Source organism: Bradyrhizobium sp. Unk1, from assembly GCF_059512345.1.
This window is the reverse complement of the sequence record NZ_JCAMOP010000036.1, coordinates 1-26875: the sequence shown is the minus strand read 5'-3', so window position 1 is coordinate 26875 and position 26875 is coordinate 1. Positions and strand designations below refer to the sequence as shown.

At 59.1% G+C, this 26875-nt stretch carries 21 protein-coding genes, 1 tRNA gene and 1 pseudogene; 15 read left to right on the top strand and 8 right to left on the bottom strand.

Annotated elements, in window-relative coordinates:
* Positions 1–47: 47 nt before the first annotated feature.
* Complete coding sequence (locus AC5ZFO_RS35000) at positions 48–1193, top strand: acyl-CoA dehydrogenase family protein (protein ID WP_282520520.1); 1146 nt, start codon at positions 48–50, stop codon at positions 1191–1193.
* Positions 1194–1214: 21 nt separating this feature from the next.
* Here the strand turns inward: AC5ZFO_RS35000 and AC5ZFO_RS34995 are convergent, their stop codons facing one another.
* Positions 1215–2195: a helix-turn-helix domain-containing protein gene (locus AC5ZFO_RS34995; RefSeq protein WP_282520317.1), complete on the bottom strand. Its 981-nt coding sequence runs from the start codon at positions 2193–2195 to the stop codon at positions 1215–1217.
* A gap of 159 nt (positions 2196–2354) precedes the next feature.
* Between AC5ZFO_RS34995 and AC5ZFO_RS34990 the strand changes: the two genes are divergently transcribed.
* The gene (locus AC5ZFO_RS34990) at positions 2355–3080 is read left to right on the top strand and encodes an alpha/beta fold hydrolase (RefSeq protein WP_282520316.1); all 726 of its coding nucleotides are present in this window, start codon (positions 2355–2357) and stop codon (positions 3078–3080) included.
* Between the two features lie 198 nt (positions 3081–3278).
* A complete protein-coding gene (locus AC5ZFO_RS34985) occupies positions 3279–4889 on the top strand; it encodes an ABC transporter substrate-binding protein (RefSeq protein WP_282520315.1) in 1611 nt (536 codons plus the stop codon).
* A gap of 162 nt (positions 4890–5051) precedes the next feature.
* On the opposite strand, the gene AC5ZFO_RS34980 is transcribed toward AC5ZFO_RS34985, so the two are convergent.
* Positions 5052–6191 (bottom strand): amidohydrolase/deacetylase family metallohydrolase, encoded by a 1140-nt coding sequence (locus AC5ZFO_RS34980; protein ID WP_282520314.1) that lies wholly within the window; start codon positions 6189–6191, stop codon positions 5052–5054.
* Positions 6192–6545: 354 nt separating this feature from the next.
* Between AC5ZFO_RS34980 and AC5ZFO_RS34975 the strand changes: the two genes are divergently transcribed.
* Together AC5ZFO_RS34975 and AC5ZFO_RS34970 are read left to right on the top strand one after the other, a co-directional pair.
* The gene (locus AC5ZFO_RS34975; RefSeq protein WP_282520313.1) at positions 6546–7421 is read left to right on the top strand and encodes a hypothetical protein; all 876 of its coding nucleotides are present in this window, start codon (positions 6546–6548) and stop codon (positions 7419–7421) included.
* A 69-nt stretch (positions 7422–7490) separates the two neighbouring features.
* Positions 7491–8054 (top strand): hypothetical protein, encoded by a 564-nt coding sequence (locus tag AC5ZFO_RS34970; protein WP_282520312.1) that lies wholly within the window; start codon positions 7491–7493, stop codon positions 8052–8054.
* Here AC5ZFO_RS34970 and AC5ZFO_RS34965 read toward each other — a convergent pair.
* Both AC5ZFO_RS34965 and AC5ZFO_RS34960 read right to left on the bottom strand, forming a co-directional pair.
* Positions 8017–10797 carry a patatin-like phospholipase family protein gene (locus tag AC5ZFO_RS34965; protein WP_496123221.1) on the bottom strand — a complete coding sequence of 927 codons (2781 nt, stop codon included), beginning with the start codon at positions 10795–10797 and terminating at the stop codon, positions 8017–8019. The two genes, AC5ZFO_RS34970 and AC5ZFO_RS34965, sit on opposite strands and share 38 nt — an antisense overlap.
* Before the next feature lie 204 nt (positions 10798–11001).
* A tRNA-OTHER gene (locus tag AC5ZFO_RS34960) sits at positions 11002–11070 on the bottom strand.
* Between the two features lie 157 nt (positions 11071–11227).
* On the opposite strand from AC5ZFO_RS34960, the pseudogene AC5ZFO_RS34955 reads away from it, so the two are divergent.
* The 8 genes and pseudogenes from AC5ZFO_RS34955 to AC5ZFO_RS34920 form a co-directional block, all read left to right on the top strand.
* A pseudogene (locus AC5ZFO_RS34955) lies at positions 11228–11524 on the top strand (Arm DNA-binding domain-containing protein); the annotation flags it as partial.
* 18 nt (positions 11525–11542) lie between these two features.
* On the top strand, positions 11543–12574 hold the full coding sequence (locus tag AC5ZFO_RS34950) for a tyrosine-type recombinase/integrase (protein WP_496123239.1): 1032 nt from the start codon (positions 11543–11545) through the stop codon (positions 12572–12574).
* Positions 12571–13083, top strand: coding sequence for a hypothetical protein (locus tag AC5ZFO_RS34945; RefSeq protein ID WP_496123220.1), 513 nt, complete (start codon positions 12571–12573; stop codon positions 13081–13083). Before AC5ZFO_RS34950 ends, AC5ZFO_RS34945 begins: the two co-directional genes overlap by 4 nt.
* Before the next feature lie 88 nt (positions 13084–13171).
* Positions 13172–13417: a hypothetical protein gene (locus AC5ZFO_RS34940; RefSeq protein ID WP_496123219.1), complete on the top strand. Its 246-nt coding sequence runs from the start codon at positions 13172–13174 to the stop codon at positions 13415–13417.
* A gap of 358 nt (positions 13418–13775) precedes the next feature.
* Complete coding sequence (locus AC5ZFO_RS34935; protein WP_496123218.1) at positions 13776–14741, top strand: bifunctional DNA primase/polymerase; 966 nt, start codon at positions 13776–13778, stop codon at positions 14739–14741.
* Positions 14738–15382 (top strand): hypothetical protein, encoded by a 645-nt coding sequence (locus tag AC5ZFO_RS34930; protein WP_496123217.1) that lies wholly within the window; start codon positions 14738–14740, stop codon positions 15380–15382. The genes AC5ZFO_RS34935 and AC5ZFO_RS34930 overlap by 4 nt, the downstream gene beginning before the upstream one ends.
* A 1999-nt stretch (positions 15383–17381) precedes the next feature.
* Positions 17382–17585 (top strand): CsbD family protein, encoded by a 204-nt coding sequence (locus AC5ZFO_RS34925; RefSeq protein ID WP_496123216.1) that lies wholly within the window; start codon positions 17382–17384, stop codon positions 17583–17585.
* Positions 17586–17751: 166 nt separating this feature from the next.
* Positions 17752–17985 (top strand): hypothetical protein, encoded by a 234-nt coding sequence (locus tag AC5ZFO_RS34920; protein WP_496123215.1) that lies wholly within the window; start codon positions 17752–17754, stop codon positions 17983–17985.
* 191 nt (positions 17986–18176) lie between these two features.
* Here the strand turns inward: AC5ZFO_RS34920 and AC5ZFO_RS34915 are convergent, their stop codons facing one another.
* From AC5ZFO_RS34915 to AC5ZFO_RS34905, 3 genes are all read right to left on the bottom strand, one after another.
* Positions 18177–18575, bottom strand: coding sequence for a hypothetical protein (locus AC5ZFO_RS34915; RefSeq protein ID WP_496123214.1), 399 nt, complete (start codon positions 18573–18575; stop codon positions 18177–18179).
* Positions 18541–19050, bottom strand: a complete 510-nt coding sequence (locus AC5ZFO_RS34910; protein ID WP_496123213.1) for a septal ring lytic transglycosylase RlpA family protein — start codon at positions 19048–19050, stop codon at positions 18541–18543. The genes AC5ZFO_RS34915 and AC5ZFO_RS34910 overlap by 35 nt, the downstream gene beginning before the upstream one ends.
* A 785-nt stretch (positions 19051–19835) precedes the next feature.
* Entirely contained in the window at positions 19836–20138 is a 303-nt protein-coding gene (locus tag AC5ZFO_RS34905) for a hypothetical protein (RefSeq protein ID WP_496123212.1), read from the bottom strand.
* Positions 20139–20405: 267 nt separating this feature from the next.
* Between AC5ZFO_RS34905 and AC5ZFO_RS34900 the strand changes: the two genes are divergently transcribed.
* A complete protein-coding gene (locus tag AC5ZFO_RS34900; RefSeq protein WP_496123211.1) occupies positions 20406–21923 on the top strand; it encodes a hypothetical protein in 1518 nt (505 codons plus the stop codon).
* Complete coding sequence (locus tag AC5ZFO_RS34895; protein ID WP_496123210.1) at positions 21920–25570, top strand: nSTAND1 domain-containing NTPase; 3651 nt, start codon at positions 21920–21922, stop codon at positions 25568–25570. The genes AC5ZFO_RS34900 and AC5ZFO_RS34895 overlap by 4 nt, the downstream gene beginning before the upstream one ends.
* A gap of 291 nt (positions 25571–25861) precedes the next feature.
* Here the strand turns inward: AC5ZFO_RS34895 and tnpC are convergent.
* Positions 25862–26875 (bottom strand): IS66 family transposase (tnpC, locus tag AC5ZFO_RS34890; RefSeq protein WP_496123209.1); only part of this gene is annotated, 1014 nt, incomplete at its 5' end.

Here is a 26875-nt window from a genome sequence, read left to right as displayed (position 1 = left end):
CGCCGACCAGCCTACCAAGTCGGAAAGCCGAATTGACCGAGGTGACCATGTCCTACCGCTCCTCCTGGATGACCGAAGAGCTCGAGATCTTCCGCGACCAGTTCCGGAAATATCTGGCCAAGGATCTGGCACCGCATGCCGAGAAATGGCGCGAGCAGAAGATGGTCGACCGCTTCGCCTGGCGCGGGCTCGGCGAGATGGGCGCGCTGCTGGCGAGCGTGCCGGAGGAATATGGCGGCCTGGGCGCCACCTTCGCCTATGACGCCGCCGTGCTCGACGACCTCGAAAGCACGGTGCCGGAGCTCACCACCGGCGTCTCCGTGCACAGCGCCATCGTCGCGCACTACATCCTCAATTACGGCTCGGAGGAGCAGAGGAAGCGCTGGCTGCCGAAGATGGCTTCCGGCGAGATGGTCGGTGCCATCGCCATGACCGAGCCCGGCACCGGCTCGGACCTGCAGGCCGTCAAGACCACCGCGAAAAAGCAGGGCAATTCCTACGTGATCAACGGCCAGAAGACTTTCATTACCAACGGCCAGGCTGCCGATCTCGTCGTCGTGGTCGCGCGCACCGGCGATGTGGGTGCCAAGGGCATTTCGCTGATCGTGGTCGAGACATCAGGCGCGGAGGGCTACAAGCGCGGGCGCAACCTCGACAAGATCGGCCTGCACGCCTCCGACACGTCAGAACTGTTCTTCGACAATGTCACGGTGCCGCCGGAAAACCTGCTCGGCAAGGAGGAAGGCCAGGGCTTTGTGCAGCTGATGCAGCAATTGCCGCAGGAACGCCTCGCGCTCGCGGTCGGCGCCGTCGCCTCGATGGAGCGAGCCGTAAAACTCACCACCGAGTACACCAAGGAGCGGAAGGCGTTCGGCAAGCCGCTGATGGACTTCCAGAACACCGCCTTCACGCTCGCCGAGCGCAAGACCGAAGCGATGATCGCGCGCGTCTTCGTCGACTGGTGCATCGAGCGCCTCGTCGCCAAGGACCTCGACACCGTCACGGCGTCGATGGCGAAATATTGGTGCTCGGACAAGCAGGTCCAGACCGCCGATGAATGCCTCCAGCTGTTCGGCGGCTACGGTTACATGCAGGAATATCCGATCTCGCGCATCTTCATCGATTCCCGCATCCAGAAGATCTATGGCGGCACCAACGAGATCATGAAGCTGCTGATCGCCAGATCTTTATAGATCAAGACGCTGTAGCTCCGTTCATCGCGCACGCCAATCGCGTGGGCGGCAGCCGAAGCGCTGCTTGAAGCGCCGCGCGAAGTGGGAGAGATCGGAGAAACCCCAGTCGAAGGCGATGGCGCCGATCGCGCGGCCGCCCGATGCCGGATCCTTCAGGTCGGCCGCCGCGCCCACGAGGCGGCGATCCATCACATAGTCCGAAAATGTCGTGCCGGAGCGTTCGAACAGCTTGTGCACATAGCGCTCGCTGATGCCGACGGCGCCGGCGACTGCCGCGACCGTCAGTCCCGGCTCGCGCAGCCGCTCGTGAATGGCGCGGCGCAGCGCCAGCACGGTCGCGTCCGCAAAGCTTGCGGCTTCCGCCGTCTGCGCCCGCGAGCGGCGCGACAGGCTGAGCGCAACGAGATCGAGCAGCACGTCGAACAGCCGAATGCTGTCCTCTTCCGCCATCCGCAATGCGCCGGCGTTGAGGGAGCGTGCGGTCTCGACGATGAGGTGACCGACATGGGGATCGTCGGAGACGCGCTCGGCCCTGAAATCGAACGACGGCGGCAGCCGGTCGCGTAAGGCGCGCGATGGCACCCAGAACGAAGCGACCTCCAGCGTCGGACCGCGATCGTGCAGCAGCGTCACCTCGCGGTCGCTGTCGACGATGCCGACCTGGCCGCGCGACAGGCTGACCTCGCTGTCGCCCTGGAGCATGCGGCAGCGCCCGGCGAGCTTGAAGTTGAGATAGAAGCAGCTCTCGGTCGATGCCGCGATATCGGCGCACGAGCGATGCACGGTGTGCTCGGGAAAGACCACGCGATTGATGGCGCCGGTGCCGATCTTGATGGCCTCGACCTTGGCCGGAAAGCGCGAGGTCGTCGCCGATTCCGGCGTCAGGCTCATGAAGGCCCGGCAGATCGCCTCGCGATAGTAGGAGAACTGCTCCTCCGGCCGCGTTCCGCCGGTATCCCAGACCAGATGCCGGGGCCGGCTTTCGGAATTGAGCTGCTCCATCAGTTCGCTCCGAGACCAATCCGGTTCAGCGTCAGACAAGCGGAAAATGGTCCGCCGGTTCACACTTCGCACAACAAAGAATTGTCCGCCGCGCCTCGCCAGCGCCGCAAAAGACCCAATTCGTACCGATCTAACCACATCCTGCGGAGGAGCCACAACATGTCGACCTACGTTCTCGTTCACGGCGCCTGGCACACCGGTGCCGAGTTCGAGCCTGTCGCGGCCCCGATCCGCGCCCATGGCCACCAGGTCTACACGCCGACGATCAAGGGCAACCGTCCGGGCGACGCCAAGACGACCGGGCTGAAGGACGCGATCCAGTCGATCGCCGACTATCTCGCCGAAAACAATCTGAAGGACATCGTCCTGCTCGGCCATTCATATGGCGGCATGATCATCACCGGCGTCGCCGACCTCGCGCCCGAGCGCATCCGCCGCCTGGTCTATTGGAACGCCTTCGTGCCGAACAACGGCGAATGCCTCAACGACATGGTGCCGCCGCACTTTATCAGGCTGTTCGATGCCATCGCGGCCGAACGAGGCGACAGCTCTGTGGTGTTGCCCTTCCCGATCTGGCGCGAAGTCTTCATCAACGATGCCGATCTCGAGACCGCGCAGCGCGCCTATGACGTGCTCAACCCGCATCCGTTCGCGACTTTCACCGACAAGATCGCGCTCAAGACCAATCCGGCGGAGATGCCGCTGGCAAAGTCCTACATCAACTGCACCGAGGACATCGCGATGCCGCACAGCCATCCCTGGCATCCGCGGCTCTCGGAGAAGCTCGGTCTGTTCCGTCTGGTGCAGGTGCCGGGAAGCCACGAATTGTGCTTCTCCGATCCGGCGCGCCTCGCCAAGGCGATCATGGAGGCGGGGCGCGACTGACGCGCGTCCGTCAGAAGCGAGACGACTTCTGGCGATTGCTCGTACCGCCGGCCTCGGCGGCACAGCCCTTGCTTGTCCGCTAACGAATCCAGATCGGTAGAAGCAACCCCTGCTTGTCACGCGTGGCTCCCCGCCATACGCTGCCCATGTTCGGCAACCGCCATCTGGTTTCGTTTTGCGTCAAGTCAGGAGAAGCGAATGGTTCACGTCTCGCGACGGAAACTGCTTCAGCTTGCGGCTGTTGCGCCATCGACACTTCCTCTGGCCTGGACGTCGGTTGTATCTGCCGCGACCGGAAAGAAGACCCTGAGCGCGGTGATGCAATCGGACCTTCGCGTCACCGACCCTGGCTTCACGACAGCCATCATCACCCGCGACCATGGCTACATGGTCTACGATACGCTGCTCGGCATCGATTCCAGCTTCAAGGTGCAGCCGCAGATGGCCGACTGGACGGTGTCCGCGGACAAGCTGACCTACACCTTCACCTTGCGCGACGGCCTGAAGTGGCATGATGGCGCACCGGTGACGGCGGAAGACTGCGTCGCCTCGCTGAAGCGCTGGGGTACGAGCGTCGACGGCATGGCGCGCAAGCTGATGGATTTTACGGCCGCCATCGAAGCATCAGATGCCAAGACCATCGTCTTCAAGCTGAAGGAGCCCTATGGCCTCGTGCTGGAAACGATCGCCAAGCCGTCGGCCGTTGTCGCCTTCATGATGCCCAAGCGGCTTGCGGAGACCCCGATCACCAAGCAGATTCCCGAGCAGATCGGCTCCGGCCCGTTCAGATTCGTCGCGGCCGAATTCCAGCCCGGCGTGAAGGCCGTCTACGAAAAGAACACCGACTATGCGCCGCGCAAGGAGCCGGCCGAATGGACCTCGGGCGGCAAGGTGGCCAAGGTCGACCGGGTCGAGTGGATCACGATGCCGGACGCGCAGACCGCGCTCAACGCGCTGCAGTCAGGCGATGTCGATTTCGTCGAGACGCCGCCGTTCGACATGCTGCCCGCGCTCGAGTCCAATCCGGACATCAACGTATCCATCCTGAACAAGTTCGGCTTCCAGTCGTTCGGCCGGATGAATTTTCTGCATCCGCCATTCGACAATGTGAAGATCCGCCGCGCCGCGATGCTGGCGATCAACCAGAAGGACGTGCTCGACGCACAAATCGGCAATCCCAAATACTACAAGCTGTGCGGCGCGTTCTTCATCTGCGACACGCCGCTCGCGAGCGACGAGGGTGGCGAGACCCTGATCAAGGGCAATGGCCTGGCACAGGCGAAGAAGGCCCTGGCCGAGTCCGGCTATGACGGCACGCCCGTGGTGATCCTGGCGCCGACCGACCAGATCCTGCTGAAGGCGCAGCCGGTCGTGGTCGCGCAGCTGTTGCGCGACGCCGGCTTCAAGGTCGATCTGCAGGCGATGGACTGGCAGACCGTGGTCACCCGCCGGGCAATCCAGAAGCCGCCGAAGGAAGGCGGCTGGAACATGTTCTTCACCTACCAGGGCGCCGCCGACTCCTTGAACCCGCTGGTCAACGTGCCGATGGGCGGCAAGGGCACGAGTGGTGGCTGGTACGGCTGGTCCGAGGACCCCAAGCTCGAGGAGTTGCGCGATTCCTTTGCCCGCGCGACCTCGCCCGAGGAGCGCAGGAAGATCGCGCTTGAGGTGCAGAAGGAGGCCTACGACCAGGTGATCTACGTCCCGCTCGGCCAGTTCCAGGCGCCGAGCGCCTGGCGCAAATCGCTCACCGGCGTGATCGACGGCCCGGCGACGCCGATGTTCTGGAATGTGGACAAGAACGAGTAGCCTGTTCTCCCTCTCCCCGTTCTTACGGGGAGAGGGTTGGGGTGAGGGCTGCTTCCGCAAACGCGGTGACAGCGAGACTCGTGGAGAGTCCCCCTCACCCGGATCGCATCTTGCGATGCGATCCGACCTCTCCCCGCAAGCGGGGCGAGGTGAAGATTCCGGCTATTTCGGATGCCACCAGCGGCCACCGATCACGACGCCTTCGGAGACGATCTTGCGATCGCCGATCAGGTGCTCGCCGACGACGTCCTCATAGTCGAACTGGCCCTGCCTGACCGTAACAAGCGTGGCGTCGCCGACGCAGCCGGGCTTGAGGCTGCCGAGCTCGGGACGCCGCAGCGCCATCGCCGCGTTCACCGTCGAGGCCGCGATCACGTCCGACAGCTCCATGCCCATGCACAAGAACTTCGACATGGTCGTGACCTGGTCGAAGGCCGGGCCGTCGATGCAGAGCTGATGGATGTCGGAGGAGATGGTGTCGGGATAGAAGCCGTTGGCGAGCATCGCGCGCGCGGTCTTGAAGGCGAACGAGCCCTTGCCGTGGCCGATGTCGAACAGCACGCCGCGCTCGCGCGCGTCCAGCACCGCCTTCTTCACCGTGCCCTGCGCGGTCGCCGGCGTATTGGGGAAGGGGCGGAACGCATGGGTCAGCACGTCGCCCGGACGCAGGCGGCCCAGCACCTCCTCGTAGCTCGGCGGCGGATGGTCGATATGCGCCATCAGCGGCATGCCGACCTCGTTCGCGACCTCGAGCGCGATGTCGAGCGGCACGATCCCCGACGTTCCCGAGGAGTGCAGCCCCACGCGCACCTTGATGCCGACGATGAGGTCGCGGTTGGCATCGGCCACCTTGGCCGCCTCGATCGGATTCATCAGCCGCAACTCCTCGCTCTCGCCGACCATGATCCGGTGCGAGAAGCCGAAGATGCCGGCATGCGAGACGTGCAGATAGGCGAGGATGCGGACCTGGCTCGGCTCGATCACATGCTTGCGGAAGCCCGCGAAATTGCCGGGACCGGCGCTGCCGGTATCGACCGCCGTGGTGACGCCGGAGAGGCGGCAGAATTCCTCGGCGTCGATGCCGAGCGAGGTGCCGCCCCAATAGACATGGGTGTGCAGATCGATCAGCCCCGGCGTCACGATGTAACGCGAGACGTCGCGCACATCGGTGCCCGGATCGGCCTTGAGCCCGGTCCCGACGGCGGCGACCTTGCCGCCGGCAAAGGCGATGTCCGTCACGGCATCGAGCTTCTGGGACGGGTCGACCACACGGCCGCCGCGCAGGATCAAGTCGAAAGGCATTGTTATCTCCGACAACGTGGCACGCAACTGGTGGACGTCAGTCGGGCCGGTGGCTCATTGCCTATATCAGCGCGTACCCCGGCGAAGCAAACAGCTCGCGCCATGACATCGCTCAATCGCGTTTTCCGAGGGCAGCCGCAACGAAGCTGGCATGGTCGGACCGGCCAAGGCGCGTGATCCCCCTGGCGTCGCGCTGGTGGTTGCGTTCCGTGCGTGGAGCAATCATAGTGACACCTGTTTTCTTTCGCCAATTGCTCTTTTTTGCACGACATGTGCCGCATTTCGCCGGGATCGGCATCACAACAAATCACCGGTCTAAACAAGTCGCTGGCCTGAAATGAGGTGCCTGTCGCCATGACGAAGATCTCGAAGATCCTGTCGCTGCCCTTGTTTTCGATTGCACTGGTCTGGCTTGCCTCGACGGGCATGTCCCGCGCCGACGACTATTCCTGCGATGCCGTTGCCGGGCTGCTCACCGCCAGCGCCGAGCAGGAATTGTTTTACTGGAGTCCCGACAGAGCTTGGAAGGCGGTGCCGGCCGACGGTCTCGCGTTGACGACATCCGAAGCCAGGTTGATCTATGTCACAAGGGAACTGTTCTCGAACGAGCCGAGATCGGGCGCGATCGTCGTCAAGACTGGCCGGACCATTGCGAGCGGCGCGATCGATCCCGAACCCATCCGCAAGCGGATCAGCCTCAATCGCCTGAGGCAGGAGGAGTTTGAAAGGTGCCAAAGGCCGCGCGACTTGCCGTCATTCCAGGGCTCGGTCTCGGCGCTCGAATATGACTGGCATCACGATTACGGCTATGACGCGAGCGACAACAACGACGGTTACCGCCTGACCCAATTCCACACCGGTTATGCCGGCCGGCGTGACCGATGCAAGGAGACCGACAACACCACATTCGATGCACCCCTGCGCTGGGACTGGCGCAGCAACAGATCCCAATTTTCCTTCGACCCGAGCGTCGTGAGGGGCGGCTTCAACAGCCAGATCATGGCCGGGCTGCATCCCAGGGGCGCCACGGCGGTCGGATCGGTCGGGCTTGCCGATCAGCGCGTCGAAATCATCAAATACCGCACCAATGCCCAGAATGTGGCCTGCATCCCCGTCAGGGTAAAGCTCACCGGCGCCAACTTCTTCATTCGTATCAATGACTTGGAAGGAGCACCGGGCGGCACCCGACTGATCCGCGCGGACGAACTTTCGCGCCAATTGAAGCGTTAATTCGTCGTTAGCCATGCTTGCCTAGAATTCTTGCTGGCGTGGTGTACGGTGTGGCCGAGGATCGCGACGATGGCAAACGGACTGGCAATGACATCGGCGAGCCATCGCGGCTCCGAGGGAAGCCATGACACACGTGGCCTGCCGTCACCCGTTTCCGCGATGCTCAACATAGGTTTGCTGCTCGCGGGTTGCGTCGCCTTTGTCCTCGCCAAGTCCATCACCACACACGGCCGGGTCCACATCGACGACGTCGAGTACCTGCTCGTCGGCGTCATACCGCCTGCGCTTCTCTATGGACTGTCCCTCGCCGCTGACCGGCTCATTCCCGACGCCGGCAAGGATTCCATTGCGCGAAGGCTCCTCACGACATGGCTGCTTACGCTCGCCGCGTTCTGCCTCGGCAAAGAGCTTCATGTCTATGAAGCCCTGAGGAGCGTGGTCGAAGCGGCCGCCGGGATCGGCCGCGACGGGGCCGAGTTCGCCATGGCGTTCCTGCTCGCCAGCCTCGCCTCGATGACGACGATGACCGGCTTCGTGTCGAGAGCGCCTGAGAAGCGTAGTGCCATCGCAGTCAGCCTGGCGTCTCTCGTCGCGATCAGCGTGATGATGCACCTGCTGCTTTTGCCGCGCTGAGCTTCAGGTAGTTCAACCAGATCTTGTCCTGAGTCGGGAAGCCATTGGCTCCCGCGAGCTTCAGCTCTTTGATCATCAGCGCAGCGCTGCGGAAACCGAGATCACGATAGGCTTCGAACTGCGTCGGATCGAAGAATTGATCCAGCGTGGTCTGATGTGGGAAATCCGGATTGCCGGCGCGGTATCCCGAGGTCGTGAAATCGAGATCCCGGATCAACGTCGCCTTCAGATAGATGACGATGCCCGGCGGCGATCCGTCTTCGTACTCGACGCGTCCCACGACGTAGGGCGCCTGCGCGAAATGCGCGCCGGCGGGGTAGCCCACGGCCTTGTCGACCGGCACGAGACGATCGACGCCGAGGCCGGCGGGGAACGTCAAGGTCGCCTTGAAGTCCTCCTTGATGCGAACCGCAGCCGATACCAGCGCCGGCAGCGCGATGGTCGCGTCCGCTTCGCCGTCGATCAGGATGATGACGCCGAGCTTGCGCCGCACCAGTTCATAGAGCCCGAGATTCTCGAAGTTTCCGCCGTCCGAGATTTCGATGAAAGCGCTTGTCCGCGCGTGGCCGAAGCCGAACAGGCCGGCCGTCAGCGTCGGGCTCCAGTAAAGCGGCGTGCGCCGCCGCTTGCCCTTGCGCCCGGGATTGCCGACCCAGATGCCGAGCCGCATGTTGAGGATGGTCATCACTGCGGAGACGAGGCGATCGCGAGTCAAGCCGGTGCCGATATAGCCCGCGTTCGAATTGACCGCCGCGCCGGATGCAGCCATGGCCGTCGCGAGCGTGAGCGGACCGTAGCGCCTGGAATAGGATTCGGCGTCTTCCCAGCCCGTCGAGCGCGAGCCGACGTAGAAGGGAGACATGATGAAATTCTCTCCGCCCCTGCTGACGATCTTCGGGTCCTTATCTCTGACGATGCGTCCGAACGTGTTGATGATCGGATAGGGGACCGGCCCCACGGTATGGGTCGCCCTGGAAAAAGAAGTCCGGAGATCGAAGACATTGAGGCTATCGGCCACGGGCGAATAGGTGGACCAGCCCTCGGCGACAGCCACCGGTGACGGCATGAAGGCTTCCATGAGCCGATCACGGTAGAAGCGATGCAGTCCGACCTGGTTGACGTTGGCGAGAAAGCAGAGAAGAAGTGCGATCGGCAGCGAAAGCACCGCACCGTAACCAATCGCAGCCTTGGACATTTCGACGATCGGCTCCCGGCTTCCCAGGACGTCGAACACGAAGACTGCGCCCATGTAGGTGACCGTCAGCGTGCCGTAGAGAAAGATGCCCGCCCCAAGGGGCGGAAAGACGCGGCCCGCTATGCCCTCATCAACTTTCCTGGCAACAGAGAAATATCCGTAAAGCGCTGAGGCCGCGCCGCTGAGGATCGCGAATAGCGCAGCAAATGCGACCGCGGGTCCACCGGCCGCGCCGGCGGCGAGGCTTGCCGCTTTCGCACCGGAAGCCCCGTCCGGCTGCGCGCAACTGTCTGCCGCATTCGCAGAACAGGTTGCCGCCTGAGACGGTTTGGCCGCCGTTGAGGCCTGCTTTGCGCTTTCATCCGCCTTGTGGACGGCCCAGTACGGCAGCACGGGCAGCGAGCCGATGACCAGGACGACGACGCCGACCTTGAACATGAAACCAAACCATTGCTCGAGCGTCCGCCGCCACCAGTAGCTGCCGCTGATGCGACGCACCCTGGCGAACTGATCGAAGCAGAACCTGATCACGAGGAACAAGCCGATCAGCACCGACAGGACGACGAAAGGAGCTGTCGTGATGCTGATGAGATGCTGGTACAGCACCGGCGGCCCGAACATCATGACGAGGCCGAACAAAGCGAGTAAGACACTCCTGACGCTCGGCCGATTGGTCGAACGAGTCTCGCTGGGAACTCTGGTAAGAAGAGCAAAGACCAGCGACGCCAGGACGAAGCCGACGACGATAAACACGTAGAGTGCAAGCGCCGTCGCATAAAGCGGCGGCAGCGCGAACTTGCACGACATGATCTTGTCGTCACACGTCCATCTGAAATACTGACGGTAGGAAGGGTCCGGTTCGGACAACCAGGAGGGCAGTTTTTGCGCTCCCAGCAAAGCCAGTTCATTCGCGCCGTGAATGAGCAGGAACAGTCCGAGCAGCAGCGGCAGCCACACGATCAGGCTGATCAGCAACGTCCTCAGGACGACATAGATGCCGGACAAGGCGGTTATCCCGTCGCCGGGCGTCAGATAGTTGCCGTGATTTCGGAGAAACGCGAGGTTGCGCTTCTGGATCTCGCTGTCCTGGATTTTGGGATCGGAGAGGTGACTGCAACCATAGGGAAAACTGGCCGCGTCGGCGCCGTAGGTTTCAGGCGGCGCAGTCGATTTGCCCGCAAGCTGCGCCTCGGCGGCTTCATCCAAGCGGGCCTTGCTCCACCACCATTGCAACGACGAGCCGATATAGCCGCCGCCCGACACGGAGGACATGTAGTCGATCTTGGTAAGCAGCCGGTGCGCAACCAGCGCCTGCAACGCGCCGAGGCTGAAGGTCGCGGAGCGAATACCGCCGCCTGACAGACCTATGCCCTTCCAGTCGCGATTCTCGTCGTCCTCCGACCTCTGGTCGTGAGCCCAAGTGAGATTTTCCTGCTCGCGTGTCAGGACGTCCTTTTCATGCAGCTCTTCGAGCGTAGCCGCCTTTTTCTCGACGATCGCGGGCAAGGAGGCGGTACTGGAAGATGCGGTCATGGGCAAATCGGCCATGGGGCAATTCTCGAAATGCAGACGCGAAGGACAATGCACCACGCTAACCACGGCCACCCGTGATTGCAACCTAGGCAGGAAGGAATTCCACGCACCACTTCATTGCACACCCGGGATATGTCCCAGCGCACCGCGGCACTTGTCGAGCGTCACCGCGCTCGCGGCGCGACGGCTTGCTCCCGGAGATGTCTTGGGTCAGGCAGCTGGCGATCCCGGCATGACTCGAACATGCGACCTACGGTTTAGGAAACCGCCGCTTTTATCCCACTCTACGTAACACAGACAGGCAACGCCCAACCCGAAAATGCGCAAAAAACTCCTAATTTGTTGGCATCTGGGCCGAAGTTAGCGTAAGTTACCAACGTAGGCTAACAGAGCATAACGGTCCCTTTTTGTTACCCCTGCGTTACCCCTGAAAGGACGGGTAGCGATGGCCAAGGCGTTGACGGCAGCAGCTGTGAAGAGCTACCGCCCCGGCAAAGGGCGCCGCGAAATACCTGATGGTGGCTGCCCAGGCTTACACCTTGTAGTGCAACCCAGCGGGGCCAAATCCTGGGCGTTGCGCTATCGCCGGCCAGACAAGCGCACAGCGAAATTAGTTCTGGGTTCAGTGTTCGAACGGGACGGCGAAGAGCCCGATACGCCGCCGGTGATAGGGGGTCATCTTACTCTCGCCGCTGCGCATCGCTTGGTGGGAGAGTTGCGCCATCAAATAGCGCAAGGGCGGGATCCGGGAGCCATACACATGGCCGAACGTGAACGCCGTCGCAGCGCGACGCTCGATCGCGCGGCCAACACCTTCGGTGCGGCCGCAAGAGACTTTATAGAACAATACGCGAGCAAGAAGACCCGCCGCTGGGAGGAACAAGCACGACTCCTTGGTATTCGCCCCGAGGATCTGAGACTAATCCCAAAAGGTCTCGCAGATCGGTGGAGTAAGAGGCCAATCGCCGAAATCGACGGCCACGATATTTATGGCGTGGTTGACGAGACGCGCCGGAGCGGCGCGCCAGGTTTGGCCCGCCGAAGTGATGGGCTGACAGAAGGACGCGCACGCGCCATGTTAAGCTGCCTGTCTCAGATGTTCAGGTGGCTCATGCAGCATCGCAGGGTCAGCCTTAATCCATGCACCGGCGTCCACCGGCCCGACACTCCAAAAGCGCGCGACCGTGTCCTGGCCGACAGCGAGATCCTGAAATTTTGGTCGGCCGCTGGCGCCGAACGTCTGGAATTTGGCGCGCCCCTTAAGCTGCTGCTGCTAACGGGCTGCAGACTCAACGAGATCGCGGGCATGACATCAGCCGAGCTAAGCAACGATCGCACAATTTGGAACATACCAGCCGCGCGAACGAAAAACAGGCGACCGCATTTGGTTCCTCTGGCGCCGCTTGCGCAGGAAATTCTGGCAAGCGTAACGGATGCCGCAGCGGGAGAGACCTACATCTTCTCAACCACAGACGGAATCTCTCCTGTGAGCGGCTGGTCAAAGGTTAAACGTCGCATGGATCATAGAATGAAGATTCCCAACTGGCGTTTACATGATTTGCGGCGTACCGCGGCCACGGGTATGGCCGAAATTGGTATTGCCCCGCATATTGTCGAGGCAGCGCTAAACCATGTGAGCGGAGCGAAGGCCGGCGTTGCCGGGATCTACAATCGTGCACAATACGCGGCGGAAAAGAAGGCGGCACTAGCGCGCTGGGCGCAGCACGTTTCGAATATCGTCGGCACCGCCGGCGCGACAAACGTGGTGCCGCTGGACAAGAGGCGGCGATGACCGCGAGCGCACCAGCATTGTTTACAACGCCCCCCAACGCAAGCGCCAGACAGAAGCGCCAATGGGAAGACCAGATGCGTCGCTGGCTGAGTGATCAGATAGACCAACAACACATCCAAGAGGTCATAGACGCAACTGCCGCTGATAATTCCTCGTATGAAGAAAGGTGCATCGCGCTTGCGCGGATCGGAAAACCTGAGCAGCTGCGAAAGCTGTATCCGCAATTCTCAGACTGCATTCACGCGCCCAAGCTGAGAAAAGGCCAGAAATATTGGAAGCCCGCAAAAGATAGCCCAGCCAAAATGGCTGCTGATCTTGCGAAGCGCATTCGGGCAATCTGGCGGGAGCATTACCCCGAAGTGAACCGAAGACGAAATGAGAAGACCGCCGAGGGCTTCGCTGTCGAAATCTGCAAGGAATGGTTCGGAAGCAAAGCAGAAGGGCTGGACGAAGACGCAGTGTTGTCTGCCGCAAAACCAAGCGGCAAGCGGAAGCCTCGCCGCAAATAGATTTTTGCGCGCCAAATGGCGCATTTGGCGCGGTAGTTTGTCGGGCGCGTAACTGCATAGTTGGCACCGTTAGCTACGGAGCCACACTATGCGAAATACAGCGCCTCTCCCCCGCACCTCAATTGACCTGCTGCCCCCGGACCAACTGGTGCCGGACACCATCGTCGCCAAGGAGTTTGGTGGCGTCAGCCTTATGACTTTGTACCGATGGACCAAAGATCCGAAGCTAGGCTTTCCCCAACCGGTAAAAATCCGAACAAAGAATTTCCGCTCGCGCCGCGCCCTTGAAGATTTCAAGGCCCGATTAATCAACCAGCGCGTGGAGACAAAGTGACCATGGAAAAAGGCAAACCCCCGACGCCCGCAGCAAAGACAATTGGGACAAAGGACACGTCTCCAAACGAAGTGCGTGACTATCGGCCCGGTAAGGACTCCATCTGGGACGCGTGTCGTGAGGTGCAGGAGGCCGCTGCCGCACGAAAGAAACAGGAAGCCGATAGGGAGAAATGTGCGGCGCTTGCGCTCGGGTTCACGCAAAACGAGAATGGTCGATGGACAACGACGTGTCCCAACTGCGCGTGCGAAGTGTATCTTTACACCGCGCCAAACGGTCTCGTCCGCGCGAATAGTTCTAACCCGCATTGTGGTGCCGTTCAGGAGGTTCCGATCCAGCTCCAGAAATGGGGGCTCCAATGAAGAGCCTCCTCGAAGGCGCCCTAGAATATGCCAAGCGCGGCTATTTAGTGTTTCCCGCCAGATTCGCAGAGAAGCAGAAGCTAGGTCACACGTCCGCCGAAAAGAGCAACGGCAACCCATGGGGCTACACCGGGGATCCGCATGAGATAAGTGAGTACTGGCGGCGCTGGCCAGGCGCCGCAATCGGCCTGCCTACGGGAGCGGTGAACGGATTGTTTGTGATCGATGTCGATACGCCCGAGGGCCATGAGCATGATGGCAATGAGAGCCTCGAAGCTCTCACAATGAAGCATGGCTCTCTGCCTTGGACACGCATGGCCGAGACTCCCACTGGCTCAAGGCATTATTACTTTAGGCAGCCGCCCGGCACCGTGATCCCCTCCAGCGTCTCAAAACTCGGACTAGGCATTGATGTACGCGGCGATGGTGGATTCGTCATTGCGCCGCCCTCAGTAAGGCCAGGTCGCGGCGAATACGCGTGGATCAACTACGTCGCAATCGCTGAAGCGCCTAAGTGGCTCATCGATCTAATAACGGCAAGATCGCGAGTTCTAGAAGCCGCCGATTTCGCTCCCGAGCTTCTGGCCACGATTGAGGCTGACAGCGGCAAGGGTGTGTCGATTGACGCCGAAGACAACGTGCTCTCCGCACCGATGTCGGCGGAAGAGCTCGAACTGAAGATCAGGGTCGCGCTTTCCGTCATTCCTAGCGACGAATACGATCTTTGGTACCGGATTGGGGCGGCCGTTTTCGACGGGCTGGGCCCTGCCGGCTTCACATTGTTCGACGAGTGGTCGCGGGAGTCTACCAAGTACGAGGCTAGGGCCAGCGAGCGCAAGTGGCGCGACTGCCATAAGATTAGGTCGATAGGCGTCCAAACAATCTTCTGGCACGCGGACCAGTACGATCGCGGCTGGCGCAGGTTGTATCGGCAGCTGCTCAGCGGCGAGATCGCGAAGTGACGTTGCCATCAATATCGAAGTTGAAAGCGATCATCACCATGGAACAGGACGTCGGCGATATGCCCGTCATCGTCAGTTTGGAAAAGATCAATTCGGAGGAACCGTATTGGAACGTAACCATCCGTGGCAGCAACGGCAGCATGAGAATAAAGGATGCCCGGGACTTCACCGATTCTCGGCGGTTCATAACGCAGTGTTTCAAGCAATTGAACATGATGTTTCCGCCCGTGAAACACGTCGCATGGGCGAACATGCTCAGAGACGCTATGCCTAAGATGACGGAAAAGCAGGCAGAGGAGGATACGACGCGCGAGGGCGAGTTTAGGGAGTTGCTCGAGACATTCCTGACGAATCGGACGCGCGGTCAAACGAGAGAAGACTTATTGCGCGGAGTACCATGGGAGGACGAGGAACGCGGCCGGCGCTATTTCACGATGGCCGCATTGGCTAAGTTTCTCGACAGGGAGGGACTGCGCAAGGTAGATCGAAAGGATATTGCCACTTGGATCAGAGCGCTTGGTGGAGAGCCGCAGAACCTCACGATCAAGAATTGTCGCACGCGTTGCTGGTGGGTGCCAAGCGACGCGGTCAATGAGGCTCCCGAATTGTCAGCGCCCGACCTATCGGGCGATGTGATATGAAGCGTTAGAACTACTACACGAAAAGTGTTGTAGTGGAGCGCAGTTAGGCGCTTTGCGCTGTTGTGGGGCTGATGAGGCGTTGTAGCAAAGTGGTAGTGCTTACATGCACATACGGGTACACCACAACACTACAACTCTACTTAAGTGCGCGGGCCTGTAAGCCAACTTTCCATGTGCGCATGCGTAGTAAAGTAGCTCCTATGCCGCCGAACTGATGCGTTCTTGGCTGCGTAGTATGCCCTGCACGCGCACCGCCAAATCACCTGCAGACGTGTCTGAAGGGCCTTTTGCGGGCATTAGCGAACTGCCCAGGCGTTGGCCGGTGCAGCCGCCGCGGCGTTTTCACCCCAAGGTGGGCAACGGTTGCCAAAACCGCGGGCCAGCCAATTTTACCATGTAAAATCAGCCACTTAAGAGCCTTGTGGCCGTGGCGTTTCGTCACGGGTAGTCTACGGGTATAAAATACCCACCTGCCGCGCCCCTCAACGGGCCCAGCGGGGCCTGCCTAGCCCTCCAGACGGCAACCGCTAACATATTTGGAGCCCGGCAAGGCCCGGAGCTGAGCGAAGCCCCTATTGCGCCTGAAGAGGCAACTGCCCGCCAAAACCCTGCGTGGGGATCGTGGTCGCGCCGATGCTCAGCCCACTAGCCCGCCTGGCAGGCGATATGAAATCGGGGCGGCGGTCGGTGTGCCTCAGGTGCCTCAGTTTGAAATTTAAGGGGGGGCAATACAGGCTTTCGGAGTTCCCTTCGGAAGTGGAAGGACAAGGCCGTCATCTATCCACACGCGCGGCCATTCGTCGCCCTTTGCTGGGGCGCAATAATAACGCTCCTAAAGAGGAATACCGCAACATTAGGACCTTGCTGCAATGGATGTGCCTGAAACCCTGTGGCTAGTTTCAGAGCTGGCAAATCCAGCAGCCGTGTTTCAAAGGCGACCGCCGCACTGATGAAAATTTCAAACTGATGCAACCCGGCGGTTAGCTAGGCCTACGGCGCCAAGAATCTGCATTCTGAAACCAATTCTCGTGCGGCTCCCCCCCGAGAGTTGGCTAACCTGATAAGAAAATCAAAGATGGCAACGCGGCACTGACGCCAAACGCTTTGTATTGAGTCCTTCTGCGACTTTGGTAGCCGATCGTATTTTTGATCAAATCAAAAAGGGCCAATCCGCCAAAAATTTCATTGGCTCGCGTCGAGACCGGCCTTATCGCCGCGGCCGGCAACAGCACTTGCACAGGTTCGGACTCACATCCTGTATCGCTTTTGTCACCGGAGCAGTACCAATCGCACTTTCTAGAAATCGACGATGATTTCAGGTAGCAACTCCGGCCCACGAACGTTTAGCTGTCGACACGCCCCCGGTCAGTCTTCCGCTCGTTGTGCTCTCCAAGGAAACGTCGCCTTCTACTTTCCGTGAGTCCGCGCGCTCACAAGTTTGAAGCGCGTGCCTCCCCCTTTCCCGAGGAACCCTGGCGCTCGACCAGCATTTGGATTGCGCTCCGGGCCCGTCCAACTTCGTGTCCGGACGCTTTGCACAGTGTGACTGCGCGGCTCCAGCCTCCTCGACCCTACCGCTGGAGCCGCCTTTTCGCTGGTTGTGCCGGTGCCCAGCAAGCAACTATGGCGTTGCGTTTCTAGCTGCTGGACGATCGATCAAACGAGCAAGGTGCTGGTTATGGCTGACAAATCAACCTTCACGTCCGACGAATGGAAAACCCCTTTGGAGAGCGTAACGGCTGCGGGGCTTAACGCCCAATTGACGACTTCGTTCTTTCGGTGCCCGGCGATGGGTAGAAGCCATGAAACCCTAAATCGCTGGCGAGGCCGGGCAGCGTCCCCCGAAGCGAACGAGAGCGTTTCGCAGAGAAGGCATGCTGTCGGCGCGTCAGTCCACTTTTGAACGCTGCGTCCGCGCCTGATTGACGCTACCGCAACCGAGGAACGAAGCGTCGGCAACCGCCGTTGGTCGATCTTAGTTCGTTCAAGGAGGAGCGCCATGGACTGGAACCGCGTCGAAGGCAACTGGAAACAGATGAAGGGCAAAGTGAAGGAGCAGTGGGGCAAGCTTACGGACGATGATCTTGACGTGATCAACGGCAAGCAAGAGCAACTCGAAGGGAGATTGCAGCAACGGTACGGCTACGCCAAAGATCAGGCGCAAAAGGAAGTGAATGACTGGTACGGCCGCCAAAATTGGTGATGGCCGGCACTGCTAGTCGAAGTCCGGAGGGCCGCTGCTCCGAGACGGCGGCCCTTGTGAAGCTGCAGGGCGGTGGTCAGGCCCTCAAACGGCTTGCGTGGGCCGTACTTGCCCTCGGTGTTCCGTAAGGGGCGCTGTCAATTACCGCGCCGGCGGTGTCCACTTAATGAACATCAATAATGTTCAAAAGGAATCCGCTGCCAGTTCCGCGCGTTCCTTCCTGCTGTTTCCTTCGCGCGCGTCCGAACTCGGCGACTTCCAAGGCGGCGGATCAAAATATCGGATATTCGCATACTCTGCGAGGTTCACTGCCATTGAGGTTGTAGGCGCCTCGACCGGCGCTCAAGGAATGTTGACCGCAGGAATTGGTGATGTCGGAAGCGGCCTGAAAGGACCTTGATGCACGGCTGCTACCGCCACGAACACGACGGCAAGAACAATCACGGCTCGCATGATGAGGCTTCGCATTAAGCCACATCTGAATTGTTGCTGGGCCTTTATGAAGTGACTCACGCAATCTTTCTAACGTGCCGACAGCTGCTGCAACTAAACGTGCCGGCCCGCTTAGCGCTACGAGCGTCGCTCCGGGTATTAGACAGGAAGCCGCAACGTGATTTCCGCGCTTGATAGCGTACCGGTTGGCGTAGCTATTGCCATGTCAACGATCGTCAACGAACCCGGCTGATTGTCATACAAGTACTTGAGATGCCAAACCGGCCCAACGTCCGGCGAGATAGCAAAGTCGTTCAACGCGTTTGTGATGTTGCGAACGGCATCGCGTCGCGCGATCGGTGCGGAGAACATCGCGTCTAATAGCGCGGCCAAGCTCATGCCGTGGACCAGCATAGACCGTGCAGCTTCGTCACCGTGAGTAAGCCGGAGGGCCGTCACGATTACGGCAATAGCGTCGGGATTCTTTAGAGCCAAGCATTTCGCTTCGGCGCCGGTTGCGTGTTCACAACACCTCGGCACGAACCTGAGCCACGCCACGATCTGTAATCCCTAGGCTGTGCGCGGCGGCCAGGGAGAGGTCTAGGACGCGGCCCCGGACCCATGGTCCGCGGTCATTGACGGTGACAATGACGCTTCGGGTGCCGTGAGTGACGCGTAACTTAGTCCCGAACGGGAGGCGGCGGTGCGCCGCCGTCAGTAGATTCCTATCGAACGATGAACCGCTCGCTGTCCTGCCTTTGGAATAAGAATAGTAGGAGGCTTTGCCGGAAAAGATTCGATTATCTTTCGAAGGCTCTTGCGCGGTCTGAGGTTGAGTCTGCTGTGTCGTCGAAGGTTGCGCTTGCGGCTCATCCTTCTTGGTCTGATCGGACCCTTCAGCAGCTGGCTCCGCGTGAGCTTTTGGAATGATGGACCACCTGTCATCGAAGGTTTGCGCGAAAGCGGAAGTCGGTTGGATTGCCATCCAAGTGGGGATTGTTGCAATCGCGATCATTCTACAAAGAAGTCGCATGATCGGCCTCACGCACAAATGAAACTGATGGACAATGCCAACTCATCGGCCCGTGTTCCTGCACACGCATTCACGTGCAGAACAAAGGTGGATGCATACCGGCGGCTCGAATAAGAGGTCCTGGACCGTTAAGGCGCAGCGCAGCAAGAAGTTATCTCGCTGCGGCCCATCATAGTCGCCGATGAACGAACCCTTTCGACTTCAGCGCATCCCTTCGAGTGGCTCGATGCAGTACGGTCAACGTTACGGGCGAGCGCCCCTTCGGGGCTCGCCCGCCCGATACGCACAGCGCGAAGCCGGGCGGAAACTTAGCCGACCGGCGGTGGTCATGTTCTCTGTTGGCTGCATCTTTGCTGATGCCGATTTACCATGCTTCTACGGGTCGGTGCAGGTTGCATCACTGATGTAGTAGACGACGCAGGGGTCGTCGGGCTTAGGATTCTGCTGACCTGATTTCATTTTCTGGCGGCTTGACCTGAAACCAGAGGCGTAGATCAACGTTGGGCAATATGGATGACAATAAGCTGCAGGCCCACGGTGAACGGGCTCTGGTCGTCATGACGCTTAGCACGGCAGCGTTGATTGGGTGCTTTACTCTCCTATTTTTGCAGTTGTAGGTTCGCAGTCGTAGGCCGCCTCAGTTGGCGGCCTCCTTCATTCAGCGGCAACCTTGTGATCACAGCGCTGCGGCTGACCTAGCTCCGACTAAGTTTTAAGCGGCACGTTTGTCTTTGTCTGCCGGATCCTCAACAGTTGTCTTGGTTTCGTCCAAGCCCCTCTCGTAGTTATATGCGAACCTCTCGATGCTGTTGGCCCACATCCTCAACATTGAGACCTGAAAGTGCATAATCGGCTTCAGGGCATTCATGCCGATTGCTGTCACGGCGGCGGCGGGTCTTTGTAGGTCGCGCGCAGAGCGGCTTGCGTAGAGATATTGTCTGCCATGCGGTCGCGAGGCTCGCACCTCGGGCGTCGTGCAGCTCGTCTAGTTTTTTCAAGTAAACGACCGCCGCCATTTGCAGGAGATCGAAACCGTATTCGCCGGTATCAGAAAGATTGGTGACGTAGCGATAGAGGGCGGACCGCACTGAGATCGCTGTGGATCAGCAAGTAGTTCCGCCAAGCGAACGCACACGCGCCGTCTCTAGCCTGAGCAGTCATGGGCACCTCCCAATAGCGGGAAAGGGCTAGCCAGCCTTTTCGTTCCGCGATCTTCTCGGTTGTAACGTTGTTCCGTAGGTGCGGTGCGAGAGGATTGTGTAGGGCCCGACCGGCCTGTTCTATCTTGTATTTTCTTCCTTCTCCGGCGAGATTCGCGCTTTGCTTGCACGCAGCTGCCTAAGGGAGGTGCGACAGTGGCCATTGCAAAGCGACTTTACGTGATTTCCGACCTACACCTCGGGGGCGACTATCCTGAACGCCACGGTGCCAATAGTAGCGTGGAAGTTCTTTTCAAAGAGAGCATCCTCGATGATCGAGGCTTCCGAATCTGTACTCACGTCAGCGATGCTGCGAAATTTGTACGGAGTCTTGCCTCCGCTGTGAGAAAGGAACCCTTAGACATCGAGCTCGTAATCAATGGAGACCTTGTCGACTTTCTCGCAGAGAAGAGAGAGGTAATCGATCCGACAACGGGAGAGACAAGCACCGGCTGGTTGCCCTTCATTGAAGACCCTTTTGAAGCTCAGAAATTGCTCAAACGCATCATAGAAAGAGATCTTGATTTCTTCAGAGCTCTTTCAGAATTTCTGGACAGCGGGGGTTTTCTCACAATCACGCTGGGAAATCACGATCTGGAACTATCGTTTCCGTCCTTGCGCCGGACATTGATAAATGAACTAAATGCTAGCGGGCGGAGACTCTCGCTCCTGTACGACGGCGAAGCTTACCCAGTCGGGCGGGTGCTAATCGAGCATGGCAACCGATACGATGAATGGAATGTGGTATCACATGATAGCCTCAGGCGCGTTCGGTCAGCCCAATCCCGGATGGAGCACCCGCTAGACCTCGCACGCTCGTTCCAACCGCCCGCTGGAAGTTTTCTGGTTGCTTCCATCATCAATGAAATCAAGTCCCGATTTCCATTCATTGACCTGCTTAAGCCAGAAAGCGAAGCTGCTATCCCTATCTTGCTTGCTCTAGCTCCAGAGTATCGGGGTAGAATTGTTGCGATTGCCGAGCTTGTCGCACGTTCTCGCAAACATCGGTTAGGGAATGATGGCCTACCGTCGCAGATGGGAGATATCGCGTACGCAACTGACGCAACGATTAGCGATGGAGAAAACGTAGTCAGAGACATTCTCGCGAGGAGGACGATCGAGGAAACATCGATCCGAGGCGATCTCTATAACGCTTTGGATAGAGAAGCTGGCGACATAGGCGCGAGTGAAATCCGCTCCCTCTGGTCAACTTTGAGATTGCTCCTACCCGGATCACGATCATCAATAGAGGAGCGTCTACCGCTCCTGCTAAACGCTCTTAAAGGCACTCAAAAAGACTTCTCATTCGATCGAAGTTTCGAAGTTAACCCTTATCTCGGCGCAGCCCAGCGACTCATCTCCCGTGGCTTTCAGGCCGTCCTTTTCGGGCACACTCATTTGGCGAAAGAGGTTCGCATTGAGGGCGGAGTTTATATCAACACAGGAACATGGGCCGATCTAATCCCCTTTCCAAAACACATTATTTCGTCGGCCGGAAAGCCTCATGGCGCACCTCTCGGGCCATTGTCAGACTTTGTGAGCGACATGGCGGGAGGGAGGTTGCGCAAGCATCTGCGCTTCGCTCCGACTTATGCTCGTATCGAGTTGGATAACCGCGGCGAAGTAATCGACGCACGTTTGCTTGACTACGATGGTCGGGATGATGGGTTATGAATTCGCAGGCAAAGAAGTCGATCGGGCAACTAAGGGCGACCCTCGGTGATGGGCGGCAAATATTCGGTACGGCATTTCTTGTGGGGCCCCAACACATCCTAACCGCCTTCCACGTGGTCGGGAATCGGATCGGGTCCATAGCTGCTCGGTCCCCATTGCTTTATCCATCGCTGCAGTTTGTGCCTTTCGATGGCGCGGAAACCGCCGCGAAGGTCATACCCGAAGCATGCGACTTCTACGACGACTGGGCTTTGGCTGAACTCCCTTCGCCTATTAGAGAAGTCATCCCTCTCCCTCTTGGCACAATCTCCACAGGGGAGTTGGAAAGGCTCGCCGCGATGGGAGAACACCTAAGGTTCGAAACGTGGGGCTACCCTGCCTTAGCCAAGCTTTCCGGTTCCGGCATCGCCATCGAAGGGCATATTCAGGACGCGAGTGCGAGTTATCAAGAAGCACTAACGTATCAGCTATACAGTGCGAACGTCGCGGCCGTCTATGATCGAACGTTAAGTGGGCTTTCGGGAGCGCCGTGCATTGTCGAGGGAGCTGTCGTGGGCATTATACGGTCCACGCTAGTCGCGAGCGATAGTACTGCTGAGCGGCCCACTCCTATAGGTGGTATTCTCTACGCCTGCCCGATCGCGACAAGTAGCCTTCAGGAGCGAAGCGCGGGAATAATACCCGCCTTGGATCCGATCCGGGGATTGCCCGGGCTTCCTCACCAAGCGCTACCACTCCAGCCGTTCCGATACTTGCGCTGGTACGGCGCAGAGCATGCCGAAGTTTTCTTTGGGCGCAACCAACGGATCCGAGAACTCTATGTTCTATTGAAAGACCAAGCAGCGCCGCGGCTCGTTCTGCTGTATGGATCATCAGGAGTTGGCAAATCCTCCGTCCTAGAAGCCGGCCTTCTTCCTAGAGTATCGATAACGTTCGAGGTTCGTTTTCAACGTCGCGAGATCGGAAAAGCATTAGCACAGACATTCGAAGAGCAGCTTCGCTCAGCGAGGGAAGCTGCCCGGGCTACAGGCAAACCGACCCTCATTATCCTTGATCAAATCGAGGAGGTATTTCTTACCGGAGAAACCGATGGTAACCTTCAGGTAGCTGAGCTCGCGCGTCGATTAGCAGCGTCTCATGATCCTCACTCGGATAAGATTATTCTTGGCTTCCGCAGTGAGTGGCTTGCGAACATTCGTTCACGATTGTTTGAGGCGAAACTTCCAGTACGCGAGTGCCATCTGGAGCGATTGACTTTTCTTGAGATCCAGGAAGTGGTCTCTGGCGTCGTCAACACGGAACGTTTGAGGCACTTCTACGCTGTAGCAGTGGACGAGGCGCTCCCCTCTCGAATAGCTGGGGATCTACTTGCAGACCCACGTTCGCCGGTCGCGCCGCTGTTGAGCATTATCCTGACGCGCTTGTGGGCAGACGCAAAAACGCATCTCGCTGGCGAGCAACGTCTCAGTATTACCTCATACGACCGCGACATGCGGAACAAGCTCGATTTGGATCGATTTTTGTTAGAGCAAATCGGGCAAATTGCATTAGTTAGGCAGGCGGATGTTGGATCCGGCTTGTTGTTCGATATTCTATATCGACACACGACAGAGTACGCGACAGCCCGAGAACTTGATTGGGGCGAACTCTGTAACATCTACCACCAGCTGCCAAGTGAAAACAATCACAGCTATTTACGCGGTCTCATTGATGCTCTCATCGCGCATTCTCTTTTAGTCCCTATCGAACCTCCCGGTGCGCAAATGCCGGCCCGAATGGAGCTAGGCAGCCGGCTGGTTCACGATACGCTGGCAACGCCCGTGCGAAAAAATTATCAAAAATCTGACCTCCCCGGTCAGCGAGCAGAACGCAGGCTGCTAAGCAGGATCGAGGATTGGGATCCGGCTCGGAGAAACCTCAATACTTTAGACGCGGGATCGATCGCCTTGATAGCCGCCGGTTCCAAGGGGATGCGTGCGCTTACTTCAAGCGAGAGCGACTTTCTGGCCGCCTCGATATCAACAGCAAATGCAGCCTCAAGGAAATCCATTCGCGATCTCAGCATCGTCGCTCTAATAGCCTTCTTCGTTATTGTTGCTGCAAGCTATTTTGGGACAACATCTGTTTGGTCACCTCGCTCTGAGGTGCGTGGCCCAGGCGAGATAATGAACCTCGTCACCGTCGACGGCATAAAGATTATAATGACCAGCACGGAATCGACTGTTGTATGGGACCCGGAGCGTCGCACGAGCGCAAACTACGAGGGCGAGCAGGTCGCAATCTACTACCCATACATGATACTGTACAAAACAAGATTTAGTGGAAGCGAAATATTCGAGCACGTAAGCGTGGTAAACCTGCATTCAGGTATTCAGAAAGAACTTGAGCTTGGAACCCTGCTTAGGGACGATAAGCCCTGGATTGATCGGGGCGTCCTCCTCGTGCCAACGTATACCTTTGGTACGTATATTTCTGGTCCGGAAAGAGGATTGTCACTCGTCAATTTAGAAACCAACGAAGTTCTCGGCAAGCTAAAGCGCCTAAACAAAATGCAAGTAGCAGTGATTGATCGCGAGAACTTGTTATTATTTGAAGACAAAAAGCAACCGCCCTCCATCTGGAGCATCCCAGAGAGTCGTACTCTAGCGAACCTCGCTTCATACGACGATCACTGGGTTGAGACGTTAGCAGTGGGGGTTGATACTGAGGTGAAGCGGTTAGCTACCGTTCAGCGAACGAGATTGACCAGCTCGGGCGCACACGATCCTCGATCTGCAGATAATTTTGAGATTAGCCAGTCCGCTGACACCGTGAAGTCTGATGTAAATCCTCCTACAGAAGAAACGGACGATACCGCGGTGAATCTTTCGATCCGCATTTGGGATCTGTCAGGTGGAGTTCCCCATGTGTCGGCGGAAGCCTCGATCGATCCCGAGAGCGTCGAAAATCAACTTGAAGATTCGAGTCCCGAGAGTGGAGTTCATTACGGCGCTTCTGTAGGGCTATCAAAAAGAGTTACTGGAGTAGCGATCTGGATAAAGGATGATTACGACTCTGCTTTCTACTTGCTAGATCCAGAGCTGAAAAAGCTTGCTTCACGACAGCAATCGTACGGATTTGGAGGAGCCGCGTCGTATTCTTCGACGATGTTTTATTTCGAACGCCCGCGAGACGCATTCGAGCTCTGGACGCTGGATGGTGAGCGTATCGTGTCGGTAGATGCAGCCGCGCCCGATGAGGAGCCGCCGTACAGGAAGTATGGTCGGCGTTTCGTGCTTAAGGAGAGTCTCGATCGGCTACTCGTTCAGAAGGGACGCGACCAGATTGAGATTTGGGGACTGAGCGGCCACGAAGCACGCAGGCAACATACCTTGAACACTGTCAACCTCTTGAATGTGCAATTCACATTAGACGGATCTGCTATAGCGGCTTGGCAGGAGGGCGCATTATTGAACTTGTGGTCTCTAAGCGGCGTCCCGCTCGGATCGATTTCCGGTATTGGTGGCCAGTATGTTCCCTCAATTTACTGGAGCCCCAACAGTTGCCTCGTTAAGGCCTGGACTTCTGAGGGACGTGTCATGGATTTCGAGAATGAATGGAACGTCCTGGGTCTCTTTCGCATCAAAAAGCAGAAATGTATTCGCTGAGCGGATTGCGCCTGTGTTCCAGCGTGTAGCTTTGACTAAGGGCTACTTGCTCTTTTGGCGCAGTGCTGATCGACCAAGACAGCCTACAGAAGCCGGATTGTGCCGCGGCACCTGATACTCTGGAGATCCACCGGGCCCGCCCAGTGGGGGTGATTGCCTGCCCTTCCGCACAGGGTCGACCTGCTGCATTTTACGCCTCTTAGAGAGCTCACTAAGGGCCTTTTAGGCCCTTGCCAGGCGCGGATGGCTAGCCAACCGTGTGCGCAGGCCTTTTTTGGGTAAGCGATGTTCTCAGGCCACGCGCCAGTGTTCTCGGGTAGCGAGATAGGCCCAGGGTAGCAGTTCGTCGATCTGGCTGTTCGGGTGGCCGTTGACGATGCGGGTGATGACGTCGGCGAGATAGGCGTGGGGTTCGACGCCGATGAGCTTACAGGTTTCGATCAGTGAGGCGATGACGGCCCAGTGTTCGCCGCCGCCGTCCGAGCCAGCGAACAGAGCGTTCTTGCGGTTCAGCGCGATTGGGCGGATAGCGCGCTCGACGACGTTGGAATCAATCTCGATGCGACCGTCGGCAATGAAGCGCGTCAGCCCGTTCCAACGCGACAGCGCATATCGAATGGCCTCCGCGAGTTTGGTCTTCTGACTGATCAGACCAAGCTTGGCGCGCAGCCAGGGTTCGAGCTCGTCGACGATCGGCCGGCTCTTCTCTTGGCGGACGGTGCGACGCTCGTCGGCGGCGCGGCCACGGATCTCGGCTTCGATGACGTAGAGCCCAGCGATACGTTCGAGCGCCTCGCTGGCGATTGGTGCGGGGCCGGCTGCGGCGAGTTCGTAGAAGCGCCGGCGCACATGGGACCAGCAGAACGCCAGTTCAACGTCACCGCGCTCGGCCAGGACCCGATAGCCGGCATAGCCGTCGACCTGAAGGATGCCGGCAAAACCCGCGAGGTGGACGATCGGCCGTTCGGCCTTGCGATCGGGAGCGTAGACATAGGCGACGGCGGGCGGGTCCGTACCGCCCCAGGGCCGGTCGTCGCGGGCATAGGCCCAGAGCTGGCCGGTCTTGGTGCGGCCGCGTCCGGGATCGAGCACCGGGGCGGTGGTCTCGTCGGCAAACAATTTTGACGACTGCTTCAGCCTCGCGAGCAGCCGCTCATGCACCGGCCGCAACAGGAAGGCTGCCCGCCCGACCCAATCGGCCAGGGTCGAGCGATCCAGGTCGAGGCCTTGGCGGGCGTAAATTTGAGCCTGCCGATACAGCGGCAGATGGTCGGCATATTTGGCGACGAGCACCTGCGCCACGGT